This is a genomic window from Streptomyces sp. NPDC043812 (genome assembly GCF_056436245.1).
On sequence record NZ_JBWKCY010000014.1, the window covers coordinates 57832 to 73044 of the forward strand.

At 69.5% G+C, this 15213-nt stretch carries 11 protein-coding genes; 4 read left to right on the top strand and 7 right to left on the bottom strand.

Annotated elements, in window-relative coordinates; genetic code table 11:
- Positions 1-13: 13 nt before the first annotated feature.
- From AC067Z_RS21250 to AC067Z_RS21270, 5 genes are all read right to left on the bottom strand, one after another.
- Positions 14-961: an alpha/beta fold hydrolase gene (locus AC067Z_RS21250; RefSeq protein ID WP_478791117.1), complete on the bottom strand. Its 948-nt coding sequence runs from the start codon at positions 959-961 to the stop codon at positions 14-16.
- 76 nt (positions 962-1037) lie between these two features.
- Complete coding sequence (locus AC067Z_RS21255) at positions 1038-1529, bottom strand: phage holin family protein (RefSeq protein ID WP_478791118.1); 492 nt, start codon at positions 1527-1529, stop codon at positions 1038-1040.
- A gap of 39 nt (positions 1530-1568) precedes the next feature.
- Positions 1569-2966, bottom strand: coding sequence for a Na+/H+ antiporter NhaA (gene nhaA / locus AC067Z_RS21260; protein ID WP_478791119.1), 1398 nt, complete (start codon positions 2964-2966; stop codon positions 1569-1571).
- A 190-nt stretch (positions 2967-3156) separates the two neighbouring features.
- The gene (gene acs, locus AC067Z_RS21265) at positions 3157-5112 is read right to left on the bottom strand and encodes an acetate--CoA ligase (protein WP_478791120.1); all 1956 of its coding nucleotides are present in this window, start codon (positions 5110-5112) and stop codon (positions 3157-3159) included.
- Between the two features lie 214 nt (positions 5113-5326).
- Positions 5327-7669: a SulP family inorganic anion transporter gene (locus AC067Z_RS21270; protein WP_478791121.1), complete on the bottom strand. Its 2343-nt coding sequence runs from the start codon at positions 7667-7669 to the stop codon at positions 5327-5329.
- 298 nt (positions 7670-7967) lie between these two features.
- On the opposite strand from AC067Z_RS21270, the gene AC067Z_RS21275 reads away from it, so the two are divergent.
- Positions 7968-9242: a polysaccharide deacetylase family protein gene (locus AC067Z_RS21275; protein WP_478791122.1), complete on the top strand. Its 1275-nt coding sequence runs from the start codon at positions 7968-7970 to the stop codon at positions 9240-9242.
- A 99-nt stretch (positions 9243-9341) separates the two neighbouring features.
- On the opposite strand, the gene AC067Z_RS21280 is transcribed toward AC067Z_RS21275, so the two are convergent.
- On the bottom strand, positions 9342-10328 hold the full coding sequence (locus AC067Z_RS21280; protein WP_478791123.1) for an ATP-binding protein: 987 nt from the start codon (positions 10326-10328) through the stop codon (positions 9342-9344).
- A gap of 102 nt (positions 10329-10430) precedes the next feature.
- Here AC067Z_RS21280 and AC067Z_RS21285 point away from each other — a divergent pair, with 102 nt between their 5' ends.
- Complete coding sequence (locus tag AC067Z_RS21285; RefSeq protein WP_478791124.1) at positions 10431-11261, top strand: Fic family protein; 831 nt, start codon at positions 10431-10433, stop codon at positions 11259-11261.
- A 319-nt stretch (positions 11262-11580) separates the two neighbouring features.
- Here AC067Z_RS21285 and AC067Z_RS21290 read toward each other — a convergent pair whose 3' ends face one another.
- The gene (locus AC067Z_RS21290) at positions 11581-12468 is read right to left on the bottom strand and encodes an HAD family hydrolase (protein WP_478791125.1); all 888 of its coding nucleotides are present in this window, start codon (positions 12466-12468) and stop codon (positions 11581-11583) included.
- A gap of 491 nt (positions 12469-12959) precedes the next feature.
- Here AC067Z_RS21290 and ssd point away from each other — a divergent pair, with 491 nt between their 5' ends.
- Both ssd and AC067Z_RS21300 read left to right on the top strand, forming a co-directional pair.
- Positions 12960-14063 (top strand): septum site-determining protein Ssd, encoded by a 1104-nt coding sequence (gene ssd / locus AC067Z_RS21295; protein WP_478791126.1) that lies wholly within the window; start codon positions 12960-12962, stop codon positions 14061-14063.
- The gene (locus AC067Z_RS21300) at positions 14060-15208 is read left to right on the top strand and encodes a TadA family conjugal transfer-associated ATPase (RefSeq protein ID WP_478791127.1); all 1149 of its coding nucleotides are present in this window, start codon (positions 14060-14062) and stop codon (positions 15206-15208) included. The genes ssd and AC067Z_RS21300 overlap by 4 nt, the downstream gene beginning before the upstream one ends.
- Positions 15209-15213: the final 5 nt, after the last annotated feature.

A 15213-nucleotide genomic window follows, 5' to 3' on the forward strand; every position in this document is an offset into this window, starting at 1 on the left:
CGCCGCAAACCGCTCACCGATCGGGCTCGGGATCCTTCAGCCAGTTGATCAACTCGTTCGAGAAGGCCACCGGGTCCTCCTCGTGCGGGAAGTGGCCGAGACCGTCGAACAGGCGCCACCGGTACGGCGCTTCGACGTATTCGCCGGACCCCGCCGCGCTGCGCGTACGCATCGCCGGATCGAGTGAACCGTGCAGATGCAGCGTGGGCACCCGCACCGGCCGCTTCATCCGGCGGTTGAACTGGATCCCGTCGGGGCGGGCCAGTGAGCGCACCATCCAGCGGTACGGCTCGATCGAGCAGTGCGCCGTGGAAGGGATGCACATCGCCCGCCGGTAGACCGCGATGGCCTCCTCGTCGAGCGGCTGCGGACCGGACCACTCCTCGACGAGCCTGCCCACCAAGGCGGCATCGTCGGCAACCAGTTGACGCTCGGGGATCCACGGGCGCTGGAAGCCCCACACGTACGACCCCGCTCGGGTCTGTGCGAAGTCCGACAGCATCGCCGAACGCCACCGTCGCGGATGCGGCATCGACGACACCGCGAGCCGGCGCACCAGCTTGGGCCGCATCACGGCGGCCGTCCACGCCAGATAGCCGCCCAGGTCGTGCCCGACCAGCGCCGCGTCCGGTTCGCCCAGGGACCGCACGACCCCGGTGATGTCGAGTGCGAGGTTCGCCGGGTCGTAACCGCGCGGTGTCCGGTCGCTGCCGCCCACACCCCGCAGATCCATCGCCACCGCCCGGAATCCGGCGTCGGCGAGCGCCGGCAGCTGATGCCGCCAGGTCCACCAGAACTGCGGGAAACCGTGCAGCAGCATCACCAGCGGGCCGTCACCCATCTCAGCGATGTGGAAGCGGGCGCCGTTGGCCGCCACATCGCGGTGAGTCCAGGGACCGTCGATGCGTACGGGGCTGCCGTTGTTGCCGAAGCCGCCGGGAAGGGATTCAGGGGCCGTCATGCCGTTGAGCGTGCCACAACCCGAAGGACCTCGTTCGCCACACCCGGGCCCGGCGCGGCCGAACCGAGCCGGGCGGTCATACCCCGACCTTGTCCTCACGGGTGCCCGGCAGGAGCTCGGGCAGCGGCTCGGGGCGCGGATGCGGCTTGGCGTTCTGCAGCACGGCCGCGGTCTCCTTCGCCGAAGCGACTGCCTTCTGCGGTCCCTTGCCCTTCTTCGCCTTCTTCACGAAGATCATGCCGATCAGCGCGAGCAGCAGCGCCAGCAGGACATTCGCGGCGAACGAGAGCAGGAAGCAGATCGCGAGGTTCCAGTGGCTCCACGTGCGGATGCCGTAGGCGAGTGCGAAGCTCAGCATCGGCAGCGAGAAGATCAGCACCGCCCCGGCCGCGGAGAACGCGCCGCCTCCGATTCCGGCCTTCTTCACGTCCTGGCGCAACTGGGCCTTGGCCAGAGCGATCTCGTCATGCACCAGTGCGGACATCTCGGCGGTCGCCGAGGCGACCAGTTGACCGAGACTGCGGTCGGCGCCGACAGCGTTCGCTGCGGTGTTTCCGGGATCGCTCATCGCTGACTCCCTCTCCAAGTTCTACGGTCCGATGTCAGATCATGCCGGACTGTCGTCGGCGCCGCGCGACGCCCCCGCCGCTTGTGCCGCCTTGAGACGGTGCTCCGCGGCCTTCTCCTCGTAGATCGCGGCCATCCGCAGGTGGTAGGCGGGATCGTCCTGTTCATAAATGTCCGGGATGCCAGACATGTCCTCATCGCGCTCCTCCTCCGCCCAGAGCGCCTGGTACGTGCGCACCCGCAGTTTGAGGAGAATCCCGGCAAGAATCGCGGCGATCAGGGAACCGAGCAGGACCGCCGCCTTCACCTCGTCGGTGAGCACGGCGTCGCCGGCGAAGGCGAGTTCCCCGATGAGCAGGGAGACGGTGAAGCCGATGCCGGCGAGGGAGGCCAGCGCGAAGACGTCCGGCCAGCGCAGATCCTCGTTGAGCTCCGCCTTTGTGAAACGGGCCGCCAGCCAGGTGCCGCCGAAGATGCCGAACGCCTTGCCGATCACCAGGCCCAGGACCACGCCGAGCGTCTCCGGCTTGGTGAAGACATCCGTGAGCGACTTGCCGGTGACGGAGACACCCGCCGAGAACAGTGCGAACAGCGGCACGGCGATCCCCGCCGACAGAGGGCGCACCAGGTGCTCGATGTGCTCCCCCGGGGAGTGCTCCTCTCCCTCCCGCCGGGAGCAGCGGAGCATCAGCCCCATCGCGACACCGGCGATCGTGGCGTGGACGCCGCTGTTGTACATCAGCCCCCAGATGATCAGGGCGAGCGGCACGTACACGTACCAGCCCCGGACCTCCTTGTGCTGCAGCAGCCAGAAGAGCGCGAGGCCCAGGAAGGCGCCGCCGAGCGCGGCGAAATTGAGGTGGTCGGTGAAGAAGATCGCGATGATCAGGATCGCGAACAGATCGTCGACGACGGCGAGGGTCAGCAGGAATGCGCGCAACGCGGACGGCAGCGAGGTGCCGATGACCGCGAGCACGGCGAGGGCGAAGGCGATGTCCGTGGCGGTGGGCACGGCCCAGCCGGCGGTGGAACCGCCGCCGACCGTCGTGACCAGCAGGTAGACGAGCGCAGGCGCGATCATGCCGCAGAGTGCGGCGACGACCGGCAGGGCGGCGGCCTTGGGGTCGCGCAGCTCCCCGGCGACCAGCTCGCGCTTCAGCTCGATACCTGCGACGAAGAAGAACACCGCCAGCAGGCCGTCGGCGGCCCAGTGCTGGATCGACAGGTCCAGGCCGAGCGAGGCCGGGCCCATGTGGAAGTCGCTCACAGCCGTGTAACTGTCGCTGATGGGGGTGTTCGCCCAGATCAAAGCCACAACGGCGGCAATGAGGAGCAGCACACCGCCGACCGTCTCGGTGCGCAGCGCGTCCGCGACGAAATTCCGCTCGGGCAGGGACAGACGTCCGAGGAACGTGGGGCTGTTCTTGGGCGCGGCCACGGGCTGGAACCTCCGGTCTTGGGCAGGACAAACACTTGCCGACCAGACTTCCCGGCGCACCTTGGATGTTCATTGCGTCATTGACGCGTTCCTTACTCTACCCACGCCCGGTTCGGAGCCGCACCTATGCATGCGGGGGCCTCCGGCGTCACGGTGCCGGAGGCCCCCGCATGCATGTGTCCGCGGCCGGTCAGTCCTCGCTGGGCGCGCTGGGCAGCTTGGTCTGAATGAGGTCCATGACGGACGAGTCGGTGAGCGTCGTGACATCGCCCAGCTGGCGGTTCTCGGCGACGTCGCGGAGCAGACGGCGCATGATCTTGCCGGAGCGGGTCTTCGGCAGCTCGGCCACGGGGAGGATCCGCTTGGGCTTGGCGATCGGGCCGAGGGTGGCGCTGACGTGGTTGCGCAGGTCGTCTACGAGGCTGTCGTCCTCAATGGCGGTGCCGCGCAGGATCACGAAGGCGACGATGGCCTGGCCGGTCGTCTCGTCCGCTGCGCCGACGACCGCCGCCTCGGCGACCTTCGGGTGGGAGACGAGAGCGGACTCGACCTCGGTGGTCGAGATGTTGTGGCCGGAGACGAGCATGACGTCGTCCACCCGGCCGAGCAGCCAGATGTCCCCGTCGTCGTCCTTCTTGGCGCCGTCACCCGCGAAGTACTTGCCCTCGAAACGGGACCAGTAGGTGTCGAGGAAGCGCTGGTCGTCGCCCCAGATGGTGCGCAGCATCGACGGCCACGGCTCGGTGAGGACGAGGTATCCGCCGCCTCCGTTGGGGACTTCGTTCGCCTCGTCGTCGACGACGGTGGCGGAGATGCCGGGCAGCGGGCGCTGGGCGGAGCCGGGCTTGGTCTCCGTTACCCCCGGCAGCGGGGAGATCATCATGGCGCCGGTCTCGGTCTGCCACCAGGTGTCGACGATCGGGGTCTTTCCGGCGCCGATGTGCTCCCGGTACCAGATCCAGGCCTCGGGGTTGATCGGCTCACCGACCGACCCGAGGATGCGCAGGCTCGACAGGTCGAACTTGGCGGGGATGTCGTCGCCCCACTTCATGAACGTGCGGATCGCGGTCGGCGCCGTGTAGAGGATCGTGACGCCGTACTTCTGCACGATCTCCCAGAACCGGCCCTGGTGCGGCGTGTCCGGGGTGCCCTCGTACATGACCTGCGTCGCGCCGTTGGCCAGCGGACCGTAGACGATGTACGAGTGGCCGGTGACCCACCCGATGTCGGCGGTGCACCAGTAGACGTCCGACTCGGGCTTGAGGTCGAAGACGGCGTTGTGCGTGTAGGCCGCCTGGGTGAGGTAGCCGCCGGAGGTGTGCAGGATGCCCTTCGGCTTACCCGTCGTGCCGGAGGTGTAGAGGATGAAGAGCGGGTGCTCCGCCTCGAACGGCTCGGGAGTGTGCTCGGCGGACTGCCGGCCGACGATGTCGTGCCACCACACGTCGCGGCCCTCGGTGACCGCGGTGTCCTGGCCGGTGCGCCGCACCACCAGGACGTGCTCGACCTGCGGGCAGCGGGAGACGGCGTCGTCGATGGCCGGCTTCAGCGCGCTGGGCTTGCCGCGGCGGTAGCCGCCGTCGGCGGTGATGACGAGCTTGGCGTCGGCGTCCTGGATACGGGAGGCGACGGCGTCGGCGGAGAAGCCGCCGAATACCACGGAGTGTGCGGCACCGATCCGGGCGCAGGCCAGCATGGCGACCGCGGCCTCGGGGATCATCGGCAGATAGACGGCGACCCGGTCGCCCTTGCGGACGCCCAGTTCGGTCAGCGCATTGGCTGCCCGGGAGACCTCGTCCTTGAGCTCGGCATAGGTGATGGCGCGACTGTCGCCGGGCTCGCCCTCGAAGTGGATGGCGACGCGGTCGCCGTGGCCTGCCTCGACATGGCGGTCGACGCAGTTGTACGCCACGTTGAGCGTGCCGTCCGCGAACCACTTGGCGAAGGGCGGGTTGCTCCAGTCCAGGGTTTCGGTCGGTTCGGTGGCCCAGTCCAGCCGTCGTGCCTGCTCGGCCCAGAAGCCGAGCCTGTCCGTCGCGGCCTGCTCGTACGCCTCTGCGGTCACGTTGGCGTTCGCCGCCAGCTCGGCCGGCGGGGCGAACCGCCGCTCTTCCTTAAGAAGGTTGGCCAGGCTTTCGTTGCTCACGACATCTCCCTTTCCCAGGGCGTCTTCTGTGCGTATGTGTCCCAGGCCATAGCTCATCAGCCGGAGGCCCAGGTGACAAGGGGCATCCGGGTATTGGTTTAGACCTCTGGGTGGCCCCTCGCCCCCGGGCGGTGGGGAGGAGGGGCCACACGTTCTCACGGACGCCACGCGTCAGCGGTTCAGCCACGCGGTGAGCGGGAGGGGCCCGCCGTGGTCAGACCCGTGCCTTCTGCAGCGCGGACGGCTCGGGGGCAACCCGGTCGAAGACCTCGTCGATCTCGTGCTCGGCGGTGCTCGTGAGGAGGTACGCCTGGGCCTCGCCGACGTGGAAATACATGCCGTGCAACTGCAGGGTGCCCTCGGACAGCCGCCGCGCGACCGACTCATGGGCCCGCAGATGCTCCAGCTGCTGGACGATGTTCGTCAGGCACAGCTGTTCCACTGCGTCGGAGGGCAGCCGCCCCGAGATCCTGGCCCACGCGCGGTGGCGGCTCCGCATCCGCTCCAGGCTGGGGCGGCCGTGTCGCAGCCAGCGGTGCAGCGGGGTCGCGGCGCCGCGGGGCGGACTGCTGAGCAGCGCCTGCATCGCGCCGCACCCGGAGTGGCCGCAGACCGTGATGGACTCCACTTCCAGGATGTCGACCGCGTACTCGATGGCGGCGGCGACCGAGTCGTCACCGCTCTCCTCGCCCGGCAGTGGCACGAGGTTTCCGACATTGCGGACGGTGAACAGGTCTCCGGGACCGCTTGCCGTGATCATGCTGGTGACCAGCCGGGAGTCGGCGCAGGTGAGGAACAGTTGCGAGGGCCGCTGACCCTCGCGCGCCAGCCTCGCCAGCTCGTCCCGCACCAGCGGAGCCGTATTGCGCTGGAACGAGCTGAGCCCGCTCGCCAGTTGATGAGGCTCGGTCTGCCGCGGACGGTCACCGCAATGGTGATTGCGCCAGGGGGTCCAGGGCCGGCAGCAGCCGTGCGTCTCGGACGAGGGCTCGCTGATCCGCGCCCCCGCCCGGCCGGTGAACTCCACCGTGCCGCCCTGGGCGACATGCGCCGTCTGCCAGTCGTGCAGGGCCTCGAACGCGGCGTGGTCCATGAAGGAACCGTCCAACTCGACGACACAGTCCACCCCGTTGGGTACCTGCCCCAGCATCCGGCTCAGCCGGGGGACGGCCAGGAACGTCAGCTGGCCGCGTACCCGCACGCGGTGGCCGCGGTCGTACTCCTCCATGGTGATCCGGGTCCGGGTGAGCCGGTGCAATGCGACCGCGACCGCCACGGCGACCCCGATCACCACTCCTTCGAGCACGCCGGTCACGACCACCGCGGCCAACGTCACGAGGTAGACGAGCATTTCGCGGTTGCGCCGCACACTGCGCAGATGCGTGATGTTGACCATCTGCACGCCGACGACCATGACCAGCGCGGCGAGCGCGGCCAGCGGAATCAGGTCGAGGACCGGCACGAGCAGCAGTGCGGCGACCGTGATCCACAAGCCGTGGAGCATGGTGGAGTGGCGGCTGACCGCTCCTGCGGAGACGTTCGCCGCGCTGCGGACGGCGACTCCGGTCACGGGCAGGCCGCCGAGGGCGCCCGACAGGACGTTGGCCGCGCCCTGACCGGCCAGCTCGCGGTCGAGGTCCGCGCGGGGAATGCGGACGTACGGCTTCTTGCGGGCGGCGGTCAGCTTGTCGATGGCGACGGCTGACAGCAGCGATTCCACGCTGCCGACCAGGGTGATGGTGAGAACGGCGGCCAGCAGGCCTAGCACAGGCCCCTCCGGCAGCTCGGGCAGCGCGTGCGAACGCCAGGACGGCAGGTCGACCCTCGGCTGATGGAGCTGCGCGAGTGTGGCGAGCACCGTCGCCCCGGCGACGGCGGCGAGGGCGGCGGGAACTGCCCGCACGATCCGCCCGGCCTGGCCCGGGATGCGTGGCCATGCCAGCAGGACGGCCACGGTCAGCACGCTGACCGAGAGCGCGGCCGGGTGCAGATCGGCCAACTGGGCGGGCAGGCTCCGTACGTTGGAGATCGCGGAGCTCTGTGGTGTGCCGCCGAGAACGATGTGGAGTTGCGCGAGCGCGATGGTGACGCCGATGCCGGCCAGCATGCCGTGCACGATCGCCGGACTCACGGCGAGGGCGGAGCGGGCCACACGCAGGGCGGACAGGCCGAGCTGGCACAGGCCGGCCATCACGGTGATGGCGCAGGTGGTCCGCCAGCCGTAGATCTGGATCAACTCCGCGGTGACGACAGTCAGTCCGGCGGCCGGGCCGCTGACCTGCAATGGCGCTCCGCCGAGCCGGCCCACCACGATGCCGCCGACGGCGGCGGCGACCAACCCCGCCTGGAGCGGCGACCCGGTCGCGAGCGCGATGCCGAGCGAGAGAGGGAGTGCGATCAGAAAGACGGAGATGGACGCGGACAGGTCGGCGCCCGCGATGTGGAAACGGCGGCCACCGCCGGCCGGCGGTGGGCTGTGCGGTCGCCGGAAGCGGTCGGTGGCGGTCTTGCCGGACTGGTGAGAAACATCGTCGGGGCGGTGGGGGGCGCAGGACATTCCCGTCTCCTCCGGGGCAGCGCGGTCGCGAATGGGGTGACGCGGCCGTGGGTCACGGCGTACAGCGGCGGGATGCTCGAATCGCACGAGCGCTCAACGTTAAGTAAATGGATCGTAATGCAGAGTAAAGACTCCGGCATGATTTTCTGGGCAAATAGGGCATTTGATCACTCGATCGAGTGATTAATCATTTCAATGCGGCCCCGCCACTCCGCCCCTCTCGTCGTGTGATGCGAATTTGTCGACTCGCGACGTTGCAGTCCGACAGTCGTATCGGCACAGGAAAGAGGGTGGGTGCATGCTGGCCGCCACGAGGAAGACCCTTGCCATCGGCGCAATCGGCACCGTGCTGACCGCAGGACTCGCCGGCTGTTCCGGGTCGGGAGGGGACCGGCCGGACGGCACCGAGCACGGTGCCCCCGCCGTGAGGAAGGGGCCGGCGGCCAAGAGCGCGGTGCGCCTCATCGGGGACGGATCGACCGCCTTCACCGGAGCTCAGCCGGGACTGCTCACGCCGCGGAAACTCAAGGCGGGTGAGAAACCACCGCAGTTCGTGGTCTTCTCCTGGGACGGCGCGGGCGAGGACAGTCAGAAGCTGTTCTCCCACTTCCGCGAGGTCGGCAAGAAGTACGACGCGACGATGACGTACTTCCTCAGCGGCGTCTATCTCCTCCCCGAGGAGAAGCGGCACCTGTACGACCCGCCCCAGCATGCGGTCGGCAGTTCGGACATCGGCTTCAACGACATCGAGGGAATCAAGGACACCGTGCGCGAACTGCGCGGTGCCTGGCAGGACGGCAACGAGGTGGGCACCCACTTCAACGGTCACTTCTGCGGCGCGGACGGCGGCGTGGGCACCTGGTCCGTGGCCGAGTGGAAGAGCGAGATCAGCCAGGCCAAGTCCTTTGTGAAGAACTGGAAGTCGAACGCCGGCCTCGGCAAGGCGCAGCCGCTGCCCTTCGACTACGACGAAGAACTCATCGGCGCCCGCACCCCGTGCCTGGAGGGACGCGAGAACTTCATGCGCGCCGCGCGCGAACTCGGCTTCCGCTACGACACGAGCGGGGTCAACGAACAGGTGTGGCCCGAGAAGGAGATGGGCCTGTGGGACCTGTCCCTGCAGATGGTTCCCGTTCCGGGCCGCGCCTTCGAGACGCTGGCCATGGACTACAACTTCATGGTCAACCAGTCCGTCACCTCCCGGGGCCCGAAGGCGATGCACGCGTACTGGGGCATGCAGATGCGCGACGGCCTGCTGCGGGCCTTCGACCGTGCCTACAAGGGCAATCGCGCTCCGCTCGTGATCGGCAACCACTTCGAGTCCTGGAACGGCGGGACGTACATGAAGGCCGTCGAGGAGACGATCGCGAATGTCTGCGTGAAGAGCGACGTGAAGTGCGTGTCGTTCCGGCAGTTGGCCGACTGGCTGGACGCCCAGGATCCGCTGGTCCTCAAGAGGATGCGGCAGTTGGACGTCGGCGAGAAGCCGAAGGGCGGGTGGGCGGACTTCCTCCGTGCGGCGCAGGTCGCCCCGGCCGCGCCGCCGGCGCCCAAGCGCGAGGGCCGCTCCTGAGCCCGGCGCGCAATGACGTGAGGGCGACCGGGTCCCGAGCCCGGCAGCCCTGAGCGGTGAGGGCGGTCCGGCTCCGGCCGGGCCGCCCTCGCGTGGGCGTCAGCCCGGCTGCGGCACGGGAGTGTGCTCCCCGAGCACGAACGACGGGTCCACCTGCGCGGCCAGGTCCGCGCCCGTCTTCGCGTTCCCCCAGTTCTCGGCGTTCCTCAGATGGAAGTGGACCATCTGCCGGGTGTAGCGCTCCCAGTCGCGGTGCGCGTACGAGTCCTCCGCCGCGTCCTGCAGGGCCTGCAGGGCCATGCGGTTGTCTGCCTCCAGCAGTTCGAAACGCGGTGGCCGGCCCTTCTCCATGGCCCGGACCCAGTTCGAGTGCCCGACCGTGACGAGCAGGTCGTCGCCCACCTCGTCGCGGAGGAATTCCAGATCGTCCTGGCCCTGCACCTTGTTGCCCACGACCTTCAGGGCCACCCCGAAGTCCCGCGCGTACTCCTTGTACTGGCGATAGACGGACACGCCCTTGCGGGTCGGCTCCGCCACCAGGAAGGTCATGTCGAAACGGGTGAACATGCCCGAGGCGAAGGAGTCCGAACCGGCGGTCATGTCGACCACGACGAACTCCAGCGGCCCGTCCACCAGGTGATTGAGGCAGAGCTCGACCGCCCCGACCTTCGAGTGGTAGCAGGACACCCCGAGATCGTTCTCCGTGAACGGGCCGGTCGCCATCAGCCGGATGTCGCCGTCGTCGAGCCGCACCGTCCGCGCGCATGCCTCGTACACCGGGTTGTCCTCGACCACACGCAGCAGCCGTGAACCCTCCCCGGGCGGCGTGGTCTTGATCATCGTGTCGGTGGAGAGGATCCGCGGATTCGTGCCACGCAGGTAGTCCTTGATCAGTGTCAGATGAGCGCCCATCGCGGGCAGCGCGGCAGCCGCCGCCTCGTCGAGGCCGAGCGCGGCCCCCAGATGCTGGTTGATGTCGGCGTCCACCGCGACGACAGGGGCTTCATTGGCGGCCAGGTGGCGGATGAAGAGCGAGGACAGCGTCGTCTTGCCGCTGCCGCCCTTCCCTACGAAAGCGATCTTCATGTTCACCTAGCGTAGTCCTGTGAATGCACATGGTTGTCAAGATGCGTGAAGAAGACCACTCCAAGGTGGGGTCCGGCTGCGGGGCGCGTAGCCTCGCTACCTATGAGTACCAACGCCTCGTCGGCCGACCCCCTGGCCACCCTCGGCACCCTGCCGGGCGTCGCCGAGTCCGTGGACTCCGTGCGCAAGGCGGTCGACCGGGTCTACGGCCACCGGGTCATGCGGCGACGCAGCAACGAGATCACCTCGGAGGCGGCCCTCCGCGGAGCGCGCGCCTCCGCCGCGCTGTCCGGCGCCGACTGGGCGCTCGAGGAGGTGCGCAGGCGCACCGACTTCGGCAGCGAGCCCGAGGCGCGAACCGTCGGTGCGGCCCTGCGCCTGACCGCGGAGGCCGGGCAACTGCTCTCGATCTGGCGGCAGTCGCCGCTGCGGGTCCTGGCCCGGCTGCACCTGGTCGCGGCGAGTGGCGCGGGTGACGGCGAATCGGTGGGTCGGCCGCGGCTGGCGGGCGAGCGGGTCGACGAGCCGCTGATCGAGGCGCCGCTGCCCGGCGCGCCGGAGGTGGCGGGCAGGCTGGACGGGCTGGCGGAGCTGATCATCGCGGGCAGTTCCGCTTCCGCACTCGTGACGGCGGCGGTGGTGCACGGCGAACTGCTCGCCCTGCGCCCCTTCGGCTCGTGCAACGGTCTCATTGCGCGGACGGCGGAGAGGATCGTGCTCGTCGGCAGCGGACTCGACCCGAAGTCGATCTGCCCCGCGGAGGTCGGGCACGCGGAGCAGGGCCGCGCGGCGTACGTCGCGGCCTTCGAGGGATACCTGTCGGGGACGCCGGAAGGCATGGCGCTGTGGATCGCCCACTGCGGGCGGGCAGTCGAGCTCGGTGTGAGGGAATCGACCGCCGTGTGCGAGGCGCTTCAGCGCGGCGCGGCCTGAGCCGCAAAACGTCCCTATGTCCGGAAAAGGGTTGCGGCGGTACCTTTTGGTACCGCCGCTGGCATGTCCACCCAGGTACCAAGCGTCCTCGAATGGTTGCCCATCAGGTCGGGAGCTTTGCCCGTCACCTGGTGCGGCTGGCCCGTAATCGACGGGTCGACGTCGCGTGGGTGCTCGGCTTCCATGCTTCGGTCCGTGGGGCCTTTATGCGTTTAAAGGTGATCCTTTCGGATGTCCTCGGTCTCGCGGGCCGTTGAATCCTTTGTACTCCAGCGGGCGGGGAAGCGAAACCCCTGCCGTGACTTCTTTACTTTTAGGTTCAAATACGGGCGAATCGCGTGGCCGGGGCGGCTATGGCTGCTGCTTTCGCCGCTCGCGCGGCCGCGCCGCGTCGGCGGCTGGCGTACCAGACGAGCCCCGCCGTCGCGGCGGCCGCACCGACGGCCGCAGCCGCGACCAGCGCCGGGCGTGGCGGCATGGAGAACGCGGGCAGCCGTTGCTTCAGCCTCACGGGTCGGTTGAAGACGAGAATCGGCCAATCCCTCAGAGCAGCCTCGCGGCGCAGTGCCCGGTCCGGATTGACGGCGTAGGCGTTGCCGACGGCGGAGAGCATCGGGATATCGGTGGCCGAGTCGCTGTACGCGTAGCAGCGGTCCAGGTCGTACCCCTCCGATGCGGCCAGTTCCCGGACTGCCTCGGCCTTCGTGGGGCCGTAGGCGTAGTACTCCACCTCGCCCGTGAAGCACCCGTCGTCACCGACGACCATGCGCGTGGCCACCACCCGGTCGGCACCCAGCAGCTCGCCGATGGGCTCGACGACCTCCGCGCCGGATGTGGACACGATGACCACGTCCCGGCCGGCCGTGTGGTGGTCCTCGATGAGGGAGGCCGCCTCGTCGTAGATGATCGGGTCGATGAGGTCGTGGAGCGTCTCGGCGACGATCTCCCTCACCTGTTGCACGTTCCAGCCCTTGCAGAGCGCGGACAGGTACTCGCGCATCCGCTCCATCTGGTCGTGGTCGGCACCGCCCGCGAGAAAAACGAACTGTGTATAGGCGGTGCGCAGTGCGGCGCGCCGACTGATCAGCCCGCCTTGGTAGAAGGACTTGCTGAAGGTCAGCGTCGATGACTTCGCAATGACCGTCTTGTCCAGGTCAAAGAAGGCGGCTGTGCGCGGCAAGGAGTGGTTTTCCACGGGGCCGAGCATATGTGCCCGCCATTCGGCGTACGCTCGGGCGTGTGGGTTTGCCTGAGAAGGCTCTCGGGTACACCATGGAAGTCACGGATCGTTCGCGACCGTGCTAACCCGGTCCGGCTCCTCCCCCCCCGAGTCGGCCGGAGAGACGACCCCCGCTCTCCCCCCCGGCGGGGGTCGTCGCATGTCCGGACGGGTTTTCCGTCCTCTGCCGCGGCCGCTGCCGTCCATCTTCCGCTCTCGTCGCCGTTCTGCGCGGCGGAAGATGTACCCCCGTATTCGTCACCGTGTGTAGCCGAAGAGCTGCGCTCCGGGAGGCGCCCACTCCTCACTGGTATGGGCTACGGAGATATTCACAAGTGGCTAGTTGTCCACAGTTTTTCAGCAAGATCCACACGATTTCCCAGTGCGCCGCACCGTGATTCCAGCCGCGAAGTTTCGCGGGCCGAAGGAATCACGCATCTCGCCGTCATGCGAGATCGTGGGGAGAAGGGTGGAAGATCGTGGCTGGATCCCTCACATCGGATCGCCCCCAGGCTGCTGACGAACAGCGGGCAGGACCTCTGATCGTCACGGAGGACGCGGAGCTGCTCGACGACCTGCTGCGGCTGTGCGCGGCGGCAGGGGCCGAGCCGGGCGTCCATCACTCGGTACCCGAGCGGAGGGGTGTCTGGGAAGGCGCTCCCCTCGTACTGGTCGGCGACGATGCGGCCGCCCGCTGCCGCGGGGCGACCCGCAGGCGCGGGGTGCTGCTCGTGGGCCGCGACCAGGACGACCCGGACGTATGGCGGCGGGCGGTGGAGATCGGGGCGGACAGCGTCCTGCGTCTGCCGGACGCGGAGGGCTGGCTCGTCGACCGGCTCGCTGACGTCGCGGAGGGCGCCGGGCGCCAGGCGCTGACGGTCGGGGTCATCGGCGGCCGGGGCGGTGCGGGTGCATCGACGCTGGCGTGCGCGCTCGCGACAACCGCTGCGCGAAGCGGCCGCCGGACCATGCTCGTCGATGGCGACCCCCTCGGCGGCGGGCTGGACGTGCTGCTCGGCGGCGAGCAGACGGGCGGCAGGAGATGGCCTGATTTCGTCGCTTCCAAGGGTCGCGTTTCCGGCGGAGCGCTGGAGGAATCGCTGCCGGAGCTGCACGCGCTGAGGGTTCTCAGCTGGGACCGCGGCGACTCGGTCGTCATCCCGCCCGAGGCCATGCGCTCGGTGCTGGCCGCGGCGCGCAGGCGGGGCGGCGTGGTCGTCGTCGACCTGCCGCGCCGGGTCGATGAGGGCGTCGCGGAGGCGTTGGCCCAACTGGACCTGGGACTGCTGGTCGTGCCCGGCGAGCTGCGAGCGGTCGCCGCGGCCAACAGGGTCGCGTCCGTGGTCGGCATGGTCCTCTCGGACCTGCGTGCGGTGGTGCGCGGCCCGTACGCCTCGGGGCTGGACGAGCAATGGGTGGCGGACGCCCTCGGACTCCCGCTCGCGGGAGAGCTGCCTGTGGAAGCAGGTCTGCTCGCGGCCCAGGACGCCGGGATGCCACCGGGCGGGAACGGACGCGGGCCACTGGCCAGGTTCTGCACGGCCTTCTGGGAGAAGGCGCTGACGGGGGAGCCGGTCTCATGAGCACAGGACTGCTGGAGGCCGTGCGGCAGCGGCTGGCGGAGAGCGGCGCGGATCCCACGCCGGCCAGGGTGGCGGCGGCCCTGCGGGCGCAGGGCCGGTTGCTGGGCGACGCCGAAGTGCTCGGTGGCACGGAGAAGTTGAGGTGCGAGCTGGTGGGTACCGGCCCGCTGGAGCCGCTGCTGTCCGACCCGTCCGTGACCGACGTATTGGTGTCCGCGCCCGACCGGGTATGGGTCGACCGGGGCAGAGGTCTGGAGCTCACCGAAGTGACGTTCCCGGACGCGGCATCGGTGCGCAGGCTCGCACAACGGCTCGCGGCGGTCGCCGAGCGGAGACTGGACGACGCGCGGCCCTGGGTGGACGCGCGTCTGCCGGACGGCACGCGGATGCACGCGGTGATCCCTCCGGTGGCGGTCGGTTCGACGTGCCTGTCGCTGCGTGTGGTGAGGCCGCGGGCGTTCTCGGTGGGGGAGCTCGTCGCGGCGGGGACGGTTCCGCCCGGCGGCGACCGGCTGCTGCGGACCCTGATCGCAGCCAGGCTGTCGTTCCTGATCAGCGGAGGAACCGGTTCGGGCAAGACCACGCTGCTGAGCAGTCTGCTGGGGCTCGTGGGGGAGCGCGAGCGGATCGTGCTCGCCGAGGACTCGGCGGAGCTGCGGCCCGACCATCCCCATGTGGTGCGGCTCGAGTCCCGCACGGCCAACCAGGAGGGTGCAGGCAGGGTCACGCTCCGCGATCTTGTCCGTCAGGCGCTGCGGATGCGCCCCGACCGGCTCGTCGTCGGCGAGGTGCGGGGCGCTGAGGTCACCGAACTGCTGGCCGCGCTCAACACCGGTCACGAAGGTGGCTGCGGCACTGTGCACGCCAATACGGCCGCCGACGTGCCGGCGCGCCTGGAGGCGCTCGGGACGTCGGCAGGGCTCGACCGGGCGGCACTGCACAGCCAGTTGGCCGCGGCTCTGTCCGCCGTCGTCCATGTCGTGCGCGACGGGACGGGGCAACGGCGGATCGCGGAGGTGCATGTCCTGGAGCGGGACTCGGCCGGTCTGGTGGTGACGGTCCCGGCCCTGAGGTGGGGCGCAAGCTCCTTCACGCGGGAGCCGGGCTGGGATCGCCTGCGGATGCTGCTCGGGGAGGCGCTGTGAGGCTG